The organism is Mycobacterium sp. 48b (genome assembly GCF_048282725.1).
GTDB lineage: Bacteria > Actinomycetota > Actinomycetes > Mycobacteriales > Mycobacteriaceae > Mycobacterium.
The window spans coordinates 4,819,266-4,833,703 of the sequence record NZ_JBLVUL010000001.1 but is presented as its reverse complement, the minus strand read 5'-3'; the positions used below and the strand labels follow the sequence as shown (position 1 = coordinate 4,833,703).

Genomic DNA, 14,438 nt, shown 5'->3' with positions numbered 1-14,438 from the left:
GCGCGAAGAGGCGACGGAGCTAGCCATGCGTATCGGGATGGTCTGCCCATATTCGTTCGATGTCCCGGGCGGTGTGCAATCCCATGTGCTGCAACTGGCCGAGGTGATGCGTGCGGGCGGGCACTATGTCAGCGTCCTGGCGCCGTCGTCGCCGCACGTGAAGCTGCCGGAATACGTGGTGTCCGGCGGCAAGGCCGTCCCGATTCCGTACAACGGCTCGGTGGCCCGCCTGCGGTTCGGGCCGGCCACCCACCGCAAGGTCAAGAAGTGGATCGCCGAGGGGGAGTTCGACGTGCTGCACCTGCACGAGCCGAATGCGCCCAGCCTGTCCATGCTGGCACTGCAGGCCGCCGAGGGACCCATCGTGGCGACCTTTCACACCTCGACGACAAAGTCGTTGACGCTCAGCGTGTTTCAGGGAATCTTGCGCCCGTACCACGAGAAGATCGTCGGTCGCATCGCGGTGTCGGACCTGGCCCGGCGCTGGCAGATGGAGGCACTGGGCTCGGATGCGGTCGAGATTCCCAACGGTGTCGACGTGCCGTCGTTCGCGAACGCGCCGCGGCTGGAAGGGTATCCGCGGGCCGGCCGCACCGTGCTGTTCCTGGGCCGGTTCGACGAGCCCCGCAAGGGCATGGCGGTGCTGCTGGGTGCGCTCCCGAAGCTGGCGCGGCGGTTCGGTGACATCGAGATCCTGATCGTGGGCCGCGGGGACGAGGACGCGCTGCGGGAGGAGGCCGGCGAGCTGGCCGGACACCTGCGTTTCCTGGGGCAGGTCGACGACGACGCCAAGGCTGCCGCCATGCGCAGCGCCGACGTCTACTGCGCGCCCAACCTCGGCGGCGAGAGCTTCGGCATCGTGCTGGTCGAGGCGATGGCGGCCCGCACGGCCGTGGTGGCCAGCGAGTTGGATGCCTTCAATCGGGTGCTCGACGGGGGTCAGGCCGGCCGGCTGGTTCCGGTCGGCGATGCCGACGCCCTGGCCGACGCACTGATCGAGGTGCTCGACGACGACGCCGTGCGCGAGCAGTACATCGACCGGGCCACCGAACGGGTCACCCGCTACGACTGGTCGGTGGTGGCCGGGCAGATCATGCGGGTGTACGAGACCGTGGCCAGCACCGGGGTAAAAGTTCAGGTGGGTGACTAGCCGTGCCGACCTGGTTGGTGATCGCGGCGCTGGCCGTCCTGGTGGTCCTGCTGCTCGTCGGAGGATGGGCCTATCAGACCGCCAACCGGCTCGACCGGCTGCACGTGCGCTATGACCTGTCCTGGCAGGCGCTCGACGGCGCGCTGGCCCGTCGGGCGGTCGTGGCGCGTGCCGTCGCGGTCGACGCGTATGCGGGCGCTCCGGCGGGCAAACGGCTCGCGGCGCTGGCGGATGCCGCCGAGCGGGCCCCGCGTCCGGCCCGGGAAGCTGCCGAGAACGACCTGTCGGCGGCTTTGGCGGCCGTCGACCCGGCCGAGCTGCCCGTACCGCTGGTCGCCGAACTCGCCGACGCCGAGGCCCGGGTGCTGCTGGCCCGGCGCTTCCACAACGACGCGGTCCGCGACACCCTGGCCCTGCGGGAACGCCGAGCGGTGCGGGTGCTGCGACTGGGCGGAACGGCAGCACTGCCAACCTATTTCGAGATCGTGGAGCGCCCGGATTCGCAGGCCGAGGTGAACCCGGTGAGCCGTCGGACCTCGGCACGTGTGGTGCTGCTCGACGAGACCGGAGCGGTGTTGCTGCTGCACGGCAGCGACCCCGCGATCGATGAGCCGGGCAAGCCCGCGCCGCGGTGGTGGTTCACCGTCGGTGGCGCGGTCCAGTCCGACGAGGATCTGGCGGCCGCCGCGGCCCGTGAGCTCGCCGAGGAGACCGGGTTGCAGGCGGCCCCGGCCGACCTTGTCGGGCCGGTGTGGCGGCGCGACGCCATCATCGATTTCAACGCATCGGTGATCCGCAGCGAGGAGTTCTTCTTCATCCACCGCACCGCGCGGTTCGAGCCGTCGGCGACGGGGCGCACGACCCTGGAACGGCACTACATTCACGGGCACCGTTGGTGCGATGCGACAATGATCGCCGAGTTGGTTGCCGGCGGGGAGGCCGTGTATCCGCTTCAACTGGGTGAGCTGCTGGCTCAGGCCAACGAACTGGCCGAACAGCCGGCTGCGACGCTGGCGAATACGCGTGGATCTGCGTATCGCGAGCTGCAAGCCATCCGTTGATTGCGGATTTAATGGATTTGGCGGCTCCACTAGACTGAATCAGTAGGACTTTGGAGGAGATTGCAGTGGATACCGTGGCGCAGAACGGCCTCAGCAACCAGACCGGCACCGCGCGCGTGAAGCGCGGGATGGCCGAGATGCTCAAGGGCGGCGTCATCATGGACGTCGTCACCCCCGAGCAGGCGAAGATTGCCGAAGGCGCGGGTGCCGTCGCCGTCATGGCCCTGGAGCGGGTCCCCGCCGACATCCGGGCCCAGGGCGGGGTGTCGCGGATGAGTGACCCCGACATGATCGAGGGCATCATCTCCGCGGTTACCATCCCGGTCATGGCCAAGGCGCGCATCGGCCATTTCGTCGAGGCGCAGATCCTGCAGAGCCTGGGTGTGGATTACATCGACGAGTCCGAGGTGCTCACGCCGGCCGACTACACCAACCACATCGACAAGTGGAAGTTCACCGTGCCGTTCGTGTGCGGTGCCACCAACCTCGGCGAGGCCCTGCGCCGGATCACCGAGGGCGCGGCGATGATCCGCTCCAAGGGTGAGGCCGGCACCGGGGATGTCTCCAACGCCACCACCCACATGCGCAAGATCGGCGGCGAGATCCGCCGGCTCACCTCGATGAGCGAGGACGAGCTGTACGTCGCGGCCAAGGAACTGCAGGCCCCGTACGACCTGGTGGCCGAGGTGGCCCGAGCCGGCAAGCTGCCCGTCACGCTGTTCACCGCGGGCGGCATCGCCACCCCGGCCGATGCGGCGATGATGATGCAGCTCGGTGCCGAGGGCGTGTTCGTGGGCTCGGGCATCTTCAAGTCGGGCAACCCGGCGCAGCGGGCCGCGGCCATCGTGAAGGCCACCACGTTCTACGACGATCCCGACGTGCTGGCCAAGGTGTCGCGGGGTCTGGGTGAGGCCATGGTCGGTATCAATGTCGAGGAGATCGCCCAGCCACATCGGCTCGCTGAGCGCGGCTGGTAAACATCTCGAATGGCGATTGAAGAGATCCTCGATCTGGAGCAGCTCGAGGTCAACATCTATCGCGGTGGGGTGTTCAGCCCGGAGTCGGGTTTCCTGCAGCGGACCTTCGGCGGCCACGTGGCCGGTCAGTCCCTCGTGTCGGCGGTGCGCACGGTCGAACCGGCGTTCCAGGTGCACTCGTTGCACGGCTACTTCCTACGCCCGGGCGATGCCCGGGCACCGTCGGTGTACACCGTCGAGCGCATCCGCGACGGCGGCTCGTTCTGCACCCGCCGGGTGAGTGCGATCCAGCACGGCGAGACGATCTTCACGATGTCGGCCTCCTTCCAGACCGACCAGACCGGCATCGAACATCAGGACGTGATGCCCGAGGCGCCTGGGCCCGACGACCTGCCCGGGTTCCGGTCCGGGGGAGCGTTCGACGACGCCGGGTTCGCCCAGTTCGCCGAATGGGACGTCCGGATCGTGCCGCGGGACCTGGTGGCACGGATTCCCGGCAAGGCCTCGCAGCAGCAGGTGTGGTTCCGGCACCGCGACCCGCTGCCCGACGATCACGTGCTGCACATCTGCGCGCTGGCCTACATGAGCGATCTGACCCTGCTCGGCTCGGCCCAGGTCAACCACCTCGACGTGCGCAAGCAGCTGATGGTGGCCTCGCTGGACCACGCCATGTGGTTCATGCGGCCCTTCCGGGCCGACGAGTGGCTGCTCTACGACCAGTCCTCGCCCTCGGCGTGCGGCGGGCGTTCGCTGACCCAGGGCAAGATCTTCAACCGCTACGGCGAGATGGTGGCCGCGGTGATGCAAGAGGGGTTGACCCGCTTCAAGCGCAGCCCCACACCGGCGGAGGACTCGTGACCCTCTGGACCGGGGTGGGCTCGTGAGCCCCCGCGTCGGGGTGCTCGCGTTGCAGGGTGACACTCGCGAACATCTGGCTGCACTGCGCGAGGCGGGCGCCGAGGCGGGCACGGTGCGGCGGCTCTCCGAACTCGACGCGATCGACGCCCTGGTGATCCCCGGTGGGGAATCCACCGCGATGAGCCACCTGCTGCGCGAGTTCGAACTGCTCGAACCGTTGCGCGCGCGCATCGCCGCGGGACTGCCCTGCTACGGCTCCTGTGCCGGAATGATCCTGCTGGCCAGTGAGATCAAGGACGCCGGTACGGCCGGGCGGGAGGCAGTTCCGCTGTCTGGAATCGACATGACGGTGCGGCGCAACGCCTTTGGTCGCCAGGTCGATTCCTTCGAGGGCGACATCGACTTCGAGGGTCTCGACACCCCGGTGCACGCGGTGTTCATCCGGGCGCCGTGGGTCGAACGGGTCGGCGCCGACGTCAAGGTGCTGGCGCGCGCCGCCGACCATATCGTCGCGGTACGTCAGGGGTCGATGCTGGCTACGTCGTTTCACCCGGAGATGACCGGGGACCGGCGTATTCACAAGCTGTTCGTCGATTCGCTGTAGGTCGATAGGATCCGGCCGTGAACTGGCTGGGCGTCTGGTGGCAACACGACGTGGTGGACGGCTACAAAGGGCCGCTGCTACTGAGTTTCGTGGCCTTCGTGGTGACATTCCTGACCACCCGCACCATCACGCGGCTGATCCGTGACGGCAGGGGGCCGTTCCACAACGTCAGTGCGGGCGGTGTGCACATGCACCACTCGACACCCGGCATCATCCTGCTGATCGGAGGTGCGTTCACCGCCGTGGGTTGCCCGCCGTTGTCGGGTTGGGCCTATCTGGCGGCACTCCTCGTCGGGGTCGGAGCCTCACTGGTGCTCGACGAGTTCGCGATGATCTTCCGGCTGCAGGACGTGTACTGGAGCCAGGAGGGTCAGCTGTCGGTCAACATCGTCACGCTGGCCGGGGCGTGCGTGGGTCTGGCCGCCGCGGGGGTGTCTCCCATCCATACCGATGATCTGCCCGCCGGGGTGGCCGCTTTGCGCTACACGGCCGTGGTGGCCCTGCTGCTGCATTTTCTGGTGGTCGCGGTGGTCGCGCTCAAGGGCAAGTATCCGACCGCGTTGATCAGCCTGTTCGTGTCGCCCGTGGCATGGGTCGCCGCGGTGCGGCTGGCCAGGCCGACTTCGCCGTGGGCGCGCCGTCGGTATGGCCCGAAGCGGCTCGACCGGGCCCGCCTGCGTGCCGCCGAGTTCGACGAGCGCTGGGCGCCGGTGCGGCGGCACTGGGACGACCTGATCGGCGGAACCCCGACGGCGCCCGACCCGAGTCAGTAGTCGTCGAACGCTCGTTATGCAGGAACTACCCGGCTGGCACTCAGCTCGGTCAAATCTGGGCACGCCTTAATTGGGTGGTGACATCGACTCTTGACCAGCCGTCGGCGGCGGAACCGGACCTCGCACCGATCGAGGGCGCTGCGCGGGCGCGATGGGATTCCTCCAGGGCCGAACGCCTCGCGCTGCCGGCGCTGCTGACGGCAACCGCCCTGGCCTACCTGTGGAACATCACCGTCAACGCCATGGGCAATCAGTTCTACGCGGCCTCGGCCTGGGCCGGTTCGCTCAACTGGAAGGCGCTGCTGTTCGGATCGTTGGATCCGGCCAATTTCATCACCGTGGACAAGCCTCCGGTGTCGCAGTGGGTGATGGGCCTGTCAGGTCAGCTGTTCGGGTTCAGCAGCGCCAGCATGCTCGTCCCCGAAGCGCTGATGGCCGTCGGTTCGGTCGCGCTGCTCTACGGGTCGGTCCGCCGCATCAGCGGGCCCCGCACCGCATTGCTGGCGGGCGTCGCGCTGGCCCTCATGCCGGTGGCCGCGCTGATGTTCCGGTTCAACAATCCCGACGCGGTCATGGTCCTGTTGATGACCGCCGCCGCCTACTGCACGGTGCGCGCGCTGGAGCGCAACGGCGCCCGTTGGATGGCGCTGGCCGGCGTCGCGCTCGGGTTCGCCTTCCTGGCCAAGATGCTCGAGGGACTGATGGTGATGCCGGCCATCGGGCTGGTCTACCTGATCGCTGCGCCCGTCCCGGTGCGCCGGCGCCTGCTGCACCTGGCCGGCTCGCTCGGAGCGTTCCTCGTCTCGGCCGGATGGTTCGTGGTGCTCACCCTGGTGTGGCCCGCATCGTCGCGGCCGTACCTCGCCGGGTCCACCGACAACAACTTCATGAACCTGGTGCTGGGCTACAACGGATTCGGTCGGGTGCTCGGCCACAACCACTACGGCACGCACGTCGACGTCGATCCGGTGGCCCCCGCCGTGCAGCACCACGGTGGCTGGGGCGATCAGGTCCAGGGCCTGCCGCGGTTGTTCACCGGCGAGTTCGGTTTCGAGATCGGTTGGCTGGTGCCCGCCGCACTGCTGGCGGTGGTCCTGGTATTGATCTCGCGTGGCCGGGCGCCGCGCACCGACATCGTGCGCGCCGGGACCATCCTGTTCGGCACCTGGCTCGTGATCGACGGTCTGGTGCTGAGTTTCATGAAGACCAACGTGCATCCGTACTACTGCATGTCGCTGGCACCGGCAGTGGCGGCGATGTTCGCCATCGGGCTCCACGAGATGTGGCGTCGCCGCGACGATCGGCTGGGGCAGATCGGTTTGACGACAATGCTTCTGGCTACGGCTGCGTGGAGTTTCTGGATCCTGGCTCGCAATGCGTCATGGCTGCCGCCGTTGCGGTGGTCGATCCTGGCGGTGACGGTCGCGGCCATCGTGGCCCTGCTCTGGGCTCTGCGGGCGGGCACACCCGGGATGGCGTCCGCCGCACTGGTGGTGGCGATCATCGGCGGGCTGGCCGGATCCACCGCCTACACCGTGGCCACCCTGGGACAGTCGCACACCGGAGGCGGTCCGAGTGTGGGACCGGCCGATCCCGACGACGATCATGGCGGGCACGGATGGAACTCCGACAATCCAGAGGTCAACGCGATGCTGCGGGGAACCGACACCGAGTGGTCGGCAGCCATCAACCGGTCAGGGGCCGCGTCCGGACTCGAATTGGCCACCGACACCTCGGTAATGGCGATCGGCGGTTTCACCGGAAGCGATCCGGCGCCGACACTGGAGCAGTTCCGGACCTACGTCGCCGACCGTCGGATCACTTACTACGTCCTTCCCGAGCCCAAGGGCGACCACGGCGGCTTCTTCGGCAACAACTCGCACACCGACATCTCCGACTGGGTGAAGGCGAACTTCGCCTCGACCAAGGTGGGCTCGGACACGGTCTACGACCTGCGCGCCCCGCTCAGGAGATGACGGCAGCGCACAGGGATTGCGACACCTCCCAAAGCCTCTCGGCCCGGTCCGGGTCCGTCGCGTAGGGCTCGGCGTCGGTGCGCACCGCGCAGTCGGAGAGGTACAGCCCACCGCGGCCGTCGAGGTCGCTACTGACCGCCGCCCACACCTGGGTGGCCGCACCCTGCTCGGGTGTCAGCACCTCGATGGCACGCGAGCGGGCCTGACCGCTGACCGCCGCCACATCCTCGCGGGACATGTGCCGGGCCAGGTTGGTGGCCACCATGCCGGGATGCACTGCGAACGCGCGGATGCCCCGGTCGCGCAGCCGCCGGTCGAGCGCGACGGCGTGCAGGATGTTGGCGGTCTTGGCCGCGCCGTATGCGGCGAACTTGTCGTAGTCGCGGTGCTGCCAGTTGGGGTCGTCCAGATCGACGTCGCCGAGACGGTGCCCCTCCGAGGACAGGTTCACGATGCGGGTGCCCTCGGCGAACTGCGGCTGCAGCAGCTCGGTCAGCGCGAAATGGCCCAGATGGTTTGTCCCGAACTGTGTTTCGAAGCCGTCCCGAGTGTGGCCGAACGGGGTGAACATCACCCCGGCGTTGTTCATCAGCACGTCGACGCCCGGGGCCAGGGCGCCGATCTGCGCGGCGGCAGTCCGAACGCTCGCCAGCGAGGCGAGGTCGACGACCACGGTCCACACCTGCGCCCCCGGCTGATCCGCCCGAATCGAGTCGCGGGTCTGCTCCAGCGCGTCGGCGTTGCGCGCCGCCAGCACCACATGAGCTCCGGCTGCCGCCAGGGCGAGAGCGGACTGCCGGCCCAGACCCGAAGTGGCGCCGGTGATCACACACGTCTTGCCGTGCATGTTCATCGATGTCCTCCTTCGACGATCACGCCCGCGGCCTTCTCCATCGGCTTGATCACGGAGGTGAAGTCGGATTCGGGGCCCTCGACCTGCAGCGTCTGTTCCCAGATGTGCTGCACGGTCTCGGCCATCTCGACCGGCAGGCCCAGGGTGGTGGCCTCGTCGAGATAGAGCCGGACGTCCTTGGCCATCAGGCCGGTGGCGAATCCGTAGTCGAACGTGCGGGGGAGTACCGCCCGCGGGAACTTGTCCCGGCTGGCGTGGGTCCCGCCGGATCCGGCATTGAGCACGTCGACCATCACGTCGGCGCTCAGGCCTGCCTTGACCCCCATGACCATCACCTCGGCCGTCGCGGCCAGGGTGGTGGCGGCCATCAGGTTGTTGATCAGCTTCATGGTCTGCGCGGCGCCGGGTTGTTCGGAGACGAAGATGGCCCGGCCCAGTACCTCGAAAATCGATGTCAGCGAATCGAACTCGCCGCGAGGCCCGGACACCATGATGGCCAGGGTCCCGGCCTGCGCGCCGTGCATCCCGCCGCTGACCGGACTGTCCAGCGCGGCGATACCGTGTGCGGCCAGCACGGCGTGATTGCGTTGCGCGGCTTGGCCACCGACTGTCGACAGGTCGACGAAGCGCTGCACCTTCGAACCGGCGGCAAGCTCGGCCACCACGGACTCGGAGATCTGCGGGGTGGGCAGGCTGGCCAGTACGGTCTCGCAGCGGTCGGCCACCTCGCGCACCGAGTCGGTCCGTACGGCGCCCAGCGCGGCCGCCTTGGCCAGGACATCCTCGCGCACATCGAAGGCCACCAACGGAATTCCCGCCGTCAGCAGCCGGTCCATCATGGGCCATCCCATGTTGCCCAGTCCGATGAAGCCGATCTCGGGGTTCACGAACGGTCCTCGTCGAGGTCGGCGAACACGGCGCGGGCCAGCCGGAAGCTGTCGACGGCAGCGGGGATGCCCGCGTAGATGCCCACCTGCAGGAAGATCTCGCAGATCTCCTCGCGGGTGACGCCATTGGTGAGGGCGCCGCGGATGTGTGTGCTCAGTTCGTTCGGCCGGTTCAGCACCGCGATCATCGCCAGGTTCAGCATGCTGCGGGTCTTCAGTTCCAGGCCTTCACGACCCCACACCGCACCCCAGCAGTATTCGGTGACCAGGTCCTGCAGCGGCTTGGAGAAGGCGTCGGCGCTTCCGGCCGCCTTGCGGACGTAGTCCTCACCAAGGACGGCAGTACGGATCGCCATTCCCTTGTCGTATGTCTCCTGATCCATGCGTACCCTTCCGTAGTTCGTGGATTACAGGGCCACCACGACGGTCTTGGTGGCCGTCACGGCATCGAGTGCCTCATAACCCTTTTCGCGGCCATATCCAGACTTCTTGAATCCGCCGAACGGCAGCTCGACGCCGCCCCCGGCACCATAGGTGTTGACGTACACCTGGCCGGCGAGGACGTCGGCGGCCAGTCGGTGCGCCCGGGACAGGTCCCGCGTCCACAGTGCCGCCAGCAACGCGTATTCGGTTCCGTTGGCCAGCGTGACCGCCTCCTGCTCGTCCTGGAAGCTGTTGACGGTCAGTACCGGACCGAAGATCTCCTGCTGGGCGATCGTCGAGGCCGGGTCGACGGCGTCGATCACGGTGGGCCTGAAGTAAGCACCCCCGCCCAGCTCGTCGTCGTCGGGTGGGGTTCCACCGCAAAGGATCTCACCGGTGGTGTTGCCCGACACCAGATCCGTCACCCGTTGCTGCTGCTTGCGGGAGATCAGCGGACCCAGGTCGCGATCGGCGATCCCAGGTCCGATGCTGACCTGGCTGAACCGGTCGAGAACGAGGTCCAGCAGTTCGTCGTGGACGGCCGCGTCGACGAGCAGTCGTGATCCGGCCGAGCAGGTCTGGCCGGCGTTCTGCAGGATCGCCTTGGTAACGAAGTCGGCCGCGCGGGGCAGGTCGGCGTCGGCGAAGACGATCTGCGGGGACTTGCCGCCCAGCTCCAGCACGACCGGAACCACGCGGTCGGCGGCCGCATGGGCGATCTCCGAGCCGATCCGGGTGGATCCCACGAACCCGATGGCGTCCACCCCCGGATGCGCGGCCAGCGCGGCACCGGCCTCGGCGCCGATGCCGGTCACCACGTTGACGACGCCGGCCGGCAAGCCCGCTTCGGTTGCGAGGCGGGCGAACTCCACTGCGGTGCGCGGTGTTTCGTCGGCTGGTTTGACCACTACGGTGTTGCCCGCGGCGATCGCCGGCGCTACCGCCCTGGAGAGCAGCTGCATGGGGTAGTTCCAGGCGATGATGTGCCCTGTGACGCCCAGCGGCTCGCGCCGGGTGTAGACGTGCAGGTCCTCGCTCAGCGGAATGGTCTGGCCGTAGTAGCTGTCGATGGCATGGGCGTAGAACCGGAAATACCGTGCGGCCACGATGATGTCGGTGCGGGCCTGGCTCAACGGCTTGCCGGTGTCCTCACACTCCAGCAGCGCCAGTCTTTCCCGATGACCGTCGATCACGTCGGCGATCGCGCTGAGTGCGTCGGATCGCTGAGCGGGAGCCGTTCTCCGCCATCCCGGGTATGCCCGTCGCGCTGCGGTGACTGCCTGGTCGATCTCGTCGGCGCCACCGCGTGCCACCGCGCCGATGGTCCGGGACGTGGCGGGGTCGATGTTGTCGTACTGCTGGGTCGACTGCACCGACGCGCCGTCGATGAATGATTCGGTCATCGCGGCCGTACCCCGTCGAGGAACAGCCGCACCAAGATCCGCATGCGTTTGTCCAGGTCGTCAGGATCCCAGGTCACGCCCCAGAGAGCGCCGGTGGCGGGCCCGCCGACGACCATGCTCAGGAACGCACCTCCCACCACGGCGGGGTCGTCGATCTCGATGATTCCGGCCTCGGCGTGGCGGGCGAGGACCTCGGCGATGAAGGTCAGAGCCGGCATGGTGCCCTGGTCGTATACGAGCCGGAACAGGCGCGGGAAGCGGTTGCCTTCCGCGTTGAGGATGCGCTGCAACGCGACGCCGGCCGGGCTGGTGATGCCCGCCAATCGGATCCGGCCGATGGCGAGCAGGGTTTCCTCCAGGTCATCGGTCTCGGCGGCACGTAGCGTCTCGATCGGGACCAGCCACCGGTCCACCGCACGTTGCACCGAGGCCTCGAACAGGGCGGCCTTGTCGGGGTAGAGGCCGTAGATGGTGCGCTTGGCCATGCCGGCGGCGGTCGCGATGCCGTCGATGGTGGCGCGCTCGAATCCATTCTCCAGAAACACTTCCAGCGCGCAGTCGAGCAACTCGACGTGGCGCTGTGCGGCCTGCTCCCGGGTGGGGCGGCCCACTTGACGAATTCGGTCCACGGCGTCACAGTAGCAGTAATGAAACGCACTAGGTGCTATTAATCGGGAGTTCTCCCAATTCCGTCAGGAGTCGCCATGACTGCAGTCGACCAACTCCTCGCCCTGCAGACCGCGCCGGATCGCTACGACATCGCACCCGCGGACGTGCGGCAGCTGCAGATCGACGCGGTCAACGAGCGGTTCGCCGTGCAGATCGATCAGATTCCGTTGCTGCGCAACCGATCGCAGTCTGCGGACATCACCAAGGTGGTCGAGATCCAGGACCTGGTGCCGCTGCTGTTCGCCCACGGCGCCTACAAGAGCTACGCCCAGAACTGGCTGACCGACGGTCGATGGGACCGCATGGCCAAATGGGTGGGCACGGTCTCCACATGTGATCCGGCGGGAGTCGACGTCGGCGGCGTCGCCGGTCTCGACGACTTCGTGACCCGGATGGAGTCTGCCGGCTGCTATCTGACCTGCTCCAGCGGCACCACCGGAAAGCCGGCCATGATCGCCTGCTCGGAGTCCGACCTCGACGTCGCCTCACGGGCCAATGTCACCGGATTGACCTGGGCCACCGGCATCCCGGCCGACGGCACCCGCAAGCTGTTCGGCCTGGGACCGCGCACCAGTGTTGAGCGAAACGAACGCACCCGGATCGCGCTCGTCGAGGCGTTCTCGACCGAGGTCGACACCTATCAGCTGCCCGTCGATCCCATCTCGGTCGGTTCCATCATGGGCATGATCGACCTACGCCGCCGCATTGCCGACGGCACGGCAGGCCCTTCGGAGGTCGCCGCGTTCGAAACCACCAGCGCCGGCCGGCAGAGCGCGATGGACGCCGCCACCGCCGGTGCGGTCGATGAGCTGATCGCCAGTCGGGAACGGCAATTGTTGCTGACCGGAATGTTCGCCTCCCTGTACCAGGTGGCTCAGGGGGTCCGGGCAAAAGGTTACTCCGGCAACGACTTCCGTGACGACACCGGGCTTCTGGTGGCCGGCGGTCTCAAAGGTGCCGCGCTGCCGCCGGACTACCGGGAGTTCATCTTCGACACGTTCAACATCGCAGACGAGCGGGTGTACCACTTCTACACGATGCAGGAACTGAACACCCCGTTCCCGAAGTGCCCGGCCGGCCGCTACCACGTGCCGCCATGGGTGCTGCTGCTGCCACTCGACGAGCCCGGCGAGAACCTCGTCGACACCTCATCCGGATTGGTGCAGGCGCGCGGCGCATTCTTCGACCTGTCGCTGGACGGCCGCTGGGGCGGGGTCATCTCCGGGGACCGCATCGACACCGATTTCGGCGTCTGCGAGTGCGGTCATCAAGGTCCGACCGTCGGGCCGGACATCACCCGCTACGCCGATCTGGGCGGGGACAAGATCACCTGCTCGGGCACCATCGACGCCTACGTGCGGGGAGAGGCATGAGCCCGCTGAACGCCCCGTTCATGATTCGCGGTGAGCTGGTCGAGGGTGACGCGGTCCAGCACACCTCCCGCGATCTTGGCATCGACTTCATCACGCCGGCAATCGATCTGGACGGGCTGATCACGCCTCGCACCCAACTGCCGCCACTGCTGGACGTGCCACTGGCCGAGATCGTCGACTTCCTCGTCGAGACCGGCGAGCGACTGGCGCTCGACGACAACCCGCACCTGCAGCGCTGCCTGGATCTGGTGGCCGAGACCAACCCGCTGCCACGCCGGGTGGTGGAGAACCTGTACCGCACCGCTCCGGAGTTGCTGCGCCGCGAAAGTCTGTGGGCGCAGGTCGAATCGAACTTCGCCGACCCGGCGGTGCTCGACGGCTGGGTGAGCCGGACGGATGCGGCCGGCAACACCGGTGCGATCCGGGCCTTCCCGCCCCGCATGGTGCACATGCTGGCCGGCAATGCCCCGGCGGGCTGTATCGCCTCGATCGCCCAGGGTGCTCTGGTCAAGGCCGTCAACCTGTTCAAGATGCCGTCCTCAGACCCGTTCACCACCGTTGCGGTATTACGGACCATGGCCGAGATCGACGCCGACCATCCTGTGGTGCAGTCGATGTCGGCGGTGTACTGGGCCGGCGGTGACGAGGCGATCGAGCGCACCATCTACCGCCCGCAGTACTTCGACAAGATCGTGGCGTGGGGCGGTGGACCGGCCATCAACAACGTCATCCGCTACCTGGGGCCAGGAATTCAGCTGGTGTCGTTCGACCCCAAGAGCTCGATCTCGATGGTCGGCCGTGAGGTGTTCGCCTCCGATGAGGTGCTGGCCGAGGTGGCCGAGCGGGTCGCCGCCGACACCTGCGTGTTCAACCAGGAGGCGTGTCTAGCGAGTCGATTCGTCTTCCTGGAGACCACCGATCCGGCCGAGGCCAGGCGGTTCTGCGCCGCGCTCTGGCCGCGACTGGGCGCCGACCGGTTGTTCGGGTCGGCCGTGGCGCCGTTGCCGCCCACCGACATCCGCGACGAGATCGAGGTGATGGGCGCGATGGATGATGAACTCGAGGTGTTCGGCCGCTTCGACGGGCGCGGCATGGTGCTGCTGTCCGACGCGCCGGTGGACTTCCATCCGTCGAACAAGGTCTCCAACGTGGTCATGGTGGCCTCGCTCGACGACGCGATCCGCCACGTCAACGTCGCGACCCAGACCATCGGCGTCTACCCCTATGGACGCAAGGCCCAGCTGCGCGATGCGCTTGCCGGCGCGGGTGGCCAGCGGGTGTGCCGGGTGGGCACCGCCAACGGCCATGTCGCCGGTGGTCCGCACGATGCGATGTACCCGCTGGCCCGGTTCGTGCACTGGATGGGTGATGACGACATCCTGACCGCCGATGCCAACGCGGCGCTGCCGGTGGCTACCGGGTAACAGCGGC

Annotated in this window: 14 protein-coding genes; 9 read left to right on the top strand and 5 right to left on the bottom strand. The window is 67.8% G+C overall.

Annotated elements, in window-relative coordinates:
- Window positions 1-25: 25 nt before the first annotated feature.
- The 7 genes from ACNQR1_RS23560 (at window position 26) to ACNQR1_RS23530 (ending at window position 7,399) form a co-directional block, all read left to right on the top strand.
- On the top strand, window positions 26-1,150 hold the full coding sequence (locus tag ACNQR1_RS23560; RefSeq protein ID WP_418048106.1) for a glycosyltransferase family 4 protein: 1,125 nt from the start codon (window positions 26-28) through the stop codon (window positions 1,148-1,150).
- 2 nt (window positions 1,151-1,152) lie between these two features.
- Entirely contained in the window at window positions 1,153-2,211 is a 1,059-nt protein-coding gene (locus ACNQR1_RS23555; RefSeq protein WP_418048105.1) for an NUDIX hydrolase, read from the top strand.
- Window positions 2,212-2,276: 65 nt separating this feature from the next.
- Window positions 2,277-3,188 (top strand): pyridoxal 5'-phosphate synthase lyase subunit PdxS, encoded by a 912-nt coding sequence (gene pdxS, locus ACNQR1_RS23550; protein WP_418048104.1) that lies wholly within the window; start codon window positions 2,277-2,279, stop codon window positions 3,186-3,188.
- Between the two features lie 9 nt (window positions 3,189-3,197).
- Complete coding sequence (tesB, locus tag ACNQR1_RS23545) at window positions 3,198-4,046, top strand: acyl-CoA thioesterase II (protein ID WP_418048103.1); 849 nt, start codon at window positions 3,198-3,200, stop codon at window positions 4,044-4,046.
- A gap of 22 nt (window positions 4,047-4,068) precedes the next feature.
- Window positions 4,069-4,650, top strand: a complete 582-nt coding sequence (gene pdxT / locus ACNQR1_RS23540) for a pyridoxal 5'-phosphate synthase glutaminase subunit PdxT (RefSeq protein WP_418048102.1) — start codon at window positions 4,069-4,071, stop codon at window positions 4,648-4,650.
- A gap of 17 nt (window positions 4,651-4,667) precedes the next feature.
- On the top strand, window positions 4,668-5,423 hold the full coding sequence (locus ACNQR1_RS23535) for a hypothetical protein (RefSeq protein WP_418048101.1): 756 nt from the start codon (window positions 4,668-4,670) through the stop codon (window positions 5,421-5,423).
- Between the two features lie 74 nt (window positions 5,424-5,497).
- A complete protein-coding gene (locus tag ACNQR1_RS23530) occupies window positions 5,498-7,399 on the top strand; it encodes an ArnT family glycosyltransferase (RefSeq protein WP_418048100.1) in 1,902 nt (633 codons plus the stop codon).
- Here ACNQR1_RS23530 and ACNQR1_RS23525 read toward each other — a convergent pair.
- Genes ACNQR1_RS23525 through ACNQR1_RS23505 form a run of 5 tightly spaced genes read right to left on the bottom strand, consistent with a single transcriptional unit; the run spans window position 7,389 to window position 11,594 of the window.
- The gene (locus ACNQR1_RS23525) at window positions 7,389-8,252 is read right to left on the bottom strand and encodes an SDR family NAD(P)-dependent oxidoreductase (protein WP_418048099.1); all 864 of its coding nucleotides are present in this window, start codon (window positions 8,250-8,252) and stop codon (window positions 7,389-7,391) included. The genes ACNQR1_RS23530 and ACNQR1_RS23525 overlap by 11 nt on opposite strands.
- A complete protein-coding gene (locus ACNQR1_RS23520) occupies window positions 8,249-9,139 on the bottom strand; it encodes an NAD(P)-dependent oxidoreductase (RefSeq protein WP_418048098.1) in 891 nt (296 codons plus the stop codon). Before ACNQR1_RS23520 ends, ACNQR1_RS23525 begins: the two co-directional genes overlap by 4 nt.
- Window positions 9,136-9,522, bottom strand: coding sequence for a carboxymuconolactone decarboxylase family protein (locus ACNQR1_RS23515; protein WP_418048097.1), 387 nt, complete (start codon window positions 9,520-9,522; stop codon window positions 9,136-9,138). Before ACNQR1_RS23515 ends, ACNQR1_RS23520 begins: the two co-directional genes overlap by 4 nt.
- Window positions 9,523-9,546: 24 nt before the next feature.
- Window positions 9,547-10,965, bottom strand: a complete 1,419-nt coding sequence (locus ACNQR1_RS23510; protein WP_418048096.1) for an aldehyde dehydrogenase family protein — start codon at window positions 10,963-10,965, stop codon at window positions 9,547-9,549.
- On the bottom strand, window positions 10,962-11,594 hold the full coding sequence (locus ACNQR1_RS23505) for a TetR/AcrR family transcriptional regulator (RefSeq protein WP_418048095.1): 633 nt from the start codon (window positions 11,592-11,594) through the stop codon (window positions 10,962-10,964). The genes ACNQR1_RS23510 and ACNQR1_RS23505 overlap by 4 nt, the downstream gene beginning before the upstream one ends.
- 75 nt (window positions 11,595-11,669) lie before the next feature.
- On the opposite strand from ACNQR1_RS23505, the gene ACNQR1_RS23500 reads away from it, so the two are divergent.
- Together ACNQR1_RS23500 and ACNQR1_RS23495 are read left to right on the top strand one after the other, a co-directional pair.
- Window positions 11,670-13,007, top strand: coding sequence for a hypothetical protein (locus tag ACNQR1_RS23500; RefSeq protein ID WP_418048094.1), 1,338 nt, complete (start codon window positions 11,670-11,672; stop codon window positions 13,005-13,007).
- Window positions 13,004-14,431 (top strand): acyl-CoA reductase, encoded by a 1,428-nt coding sequence (locus ACNQR1_RS23495; protein WP_418048093.1) that lies wholly within the window; start codon window positions 13,004-13,006, stop codon window positions 14,429-14,431. Before ACNQR1_RS23500 ends, ACNQR1_RS23495 begins: the two co-directional genes overlap by 4 nt.
- Window positions 14,432-14,438: the final 7 nt, after the last annotated feature.

Excerpts from the sequence above, each read along its gene's own strand:
- ACNQR1_RS23560 (WP_418048106.1), top strand. The coding sequence starts at position 26 with ATGCGTATCGGGATGGTCTGCCCATATTCGTTCGATGTCCCGGGCGGT.
- tesB (WP_418048103.1), top strand. The coding sequence starts at position 3,198 with ATGGCGATTGAAGAGATCCTCGATCTGGAGCAGCTCGAGGTCAACATC.
- ACNQR1_RS23525 (WP_418048099.1), bottom strand. The coding sequence starts at position 8,252 with ATGAACATGCACGGCAAGACGTGTGTGATCACCGGCGCCACTTCGGGT.
- ACNQR1_RS23515 (WP_418048097.1), bottom strand. The coding sequence starts at position 9,522 with ATGGATCAGGAGACATACGACAAGGGAATGGCGATCCGTACTGCCGTC.
- ACNQR1_RS23510 (WP_418048096.1), bottom strand. The coding sequence starts at position 10,965 with ATGACCGAATCATTCATCGACGGCGCGTCGGTGCAGTCGACCCAGCAG.
- ACNQR1_RS23500 (WP_418048094.1), top strand. The coding sequence starts at position 11,670 with ATGACTGCAGTCGACCAACTCCTCGCCCTGCAGACCGCGCCGGATCGC.
- ACNQR1_RS23495 (WP_418048093.1), top strand. The coding sequence starts at position 13,004 with ATGAGCCCGCTGAACGCCCCGTTCATGATTCGCGGTGAGCTGGTCGAG.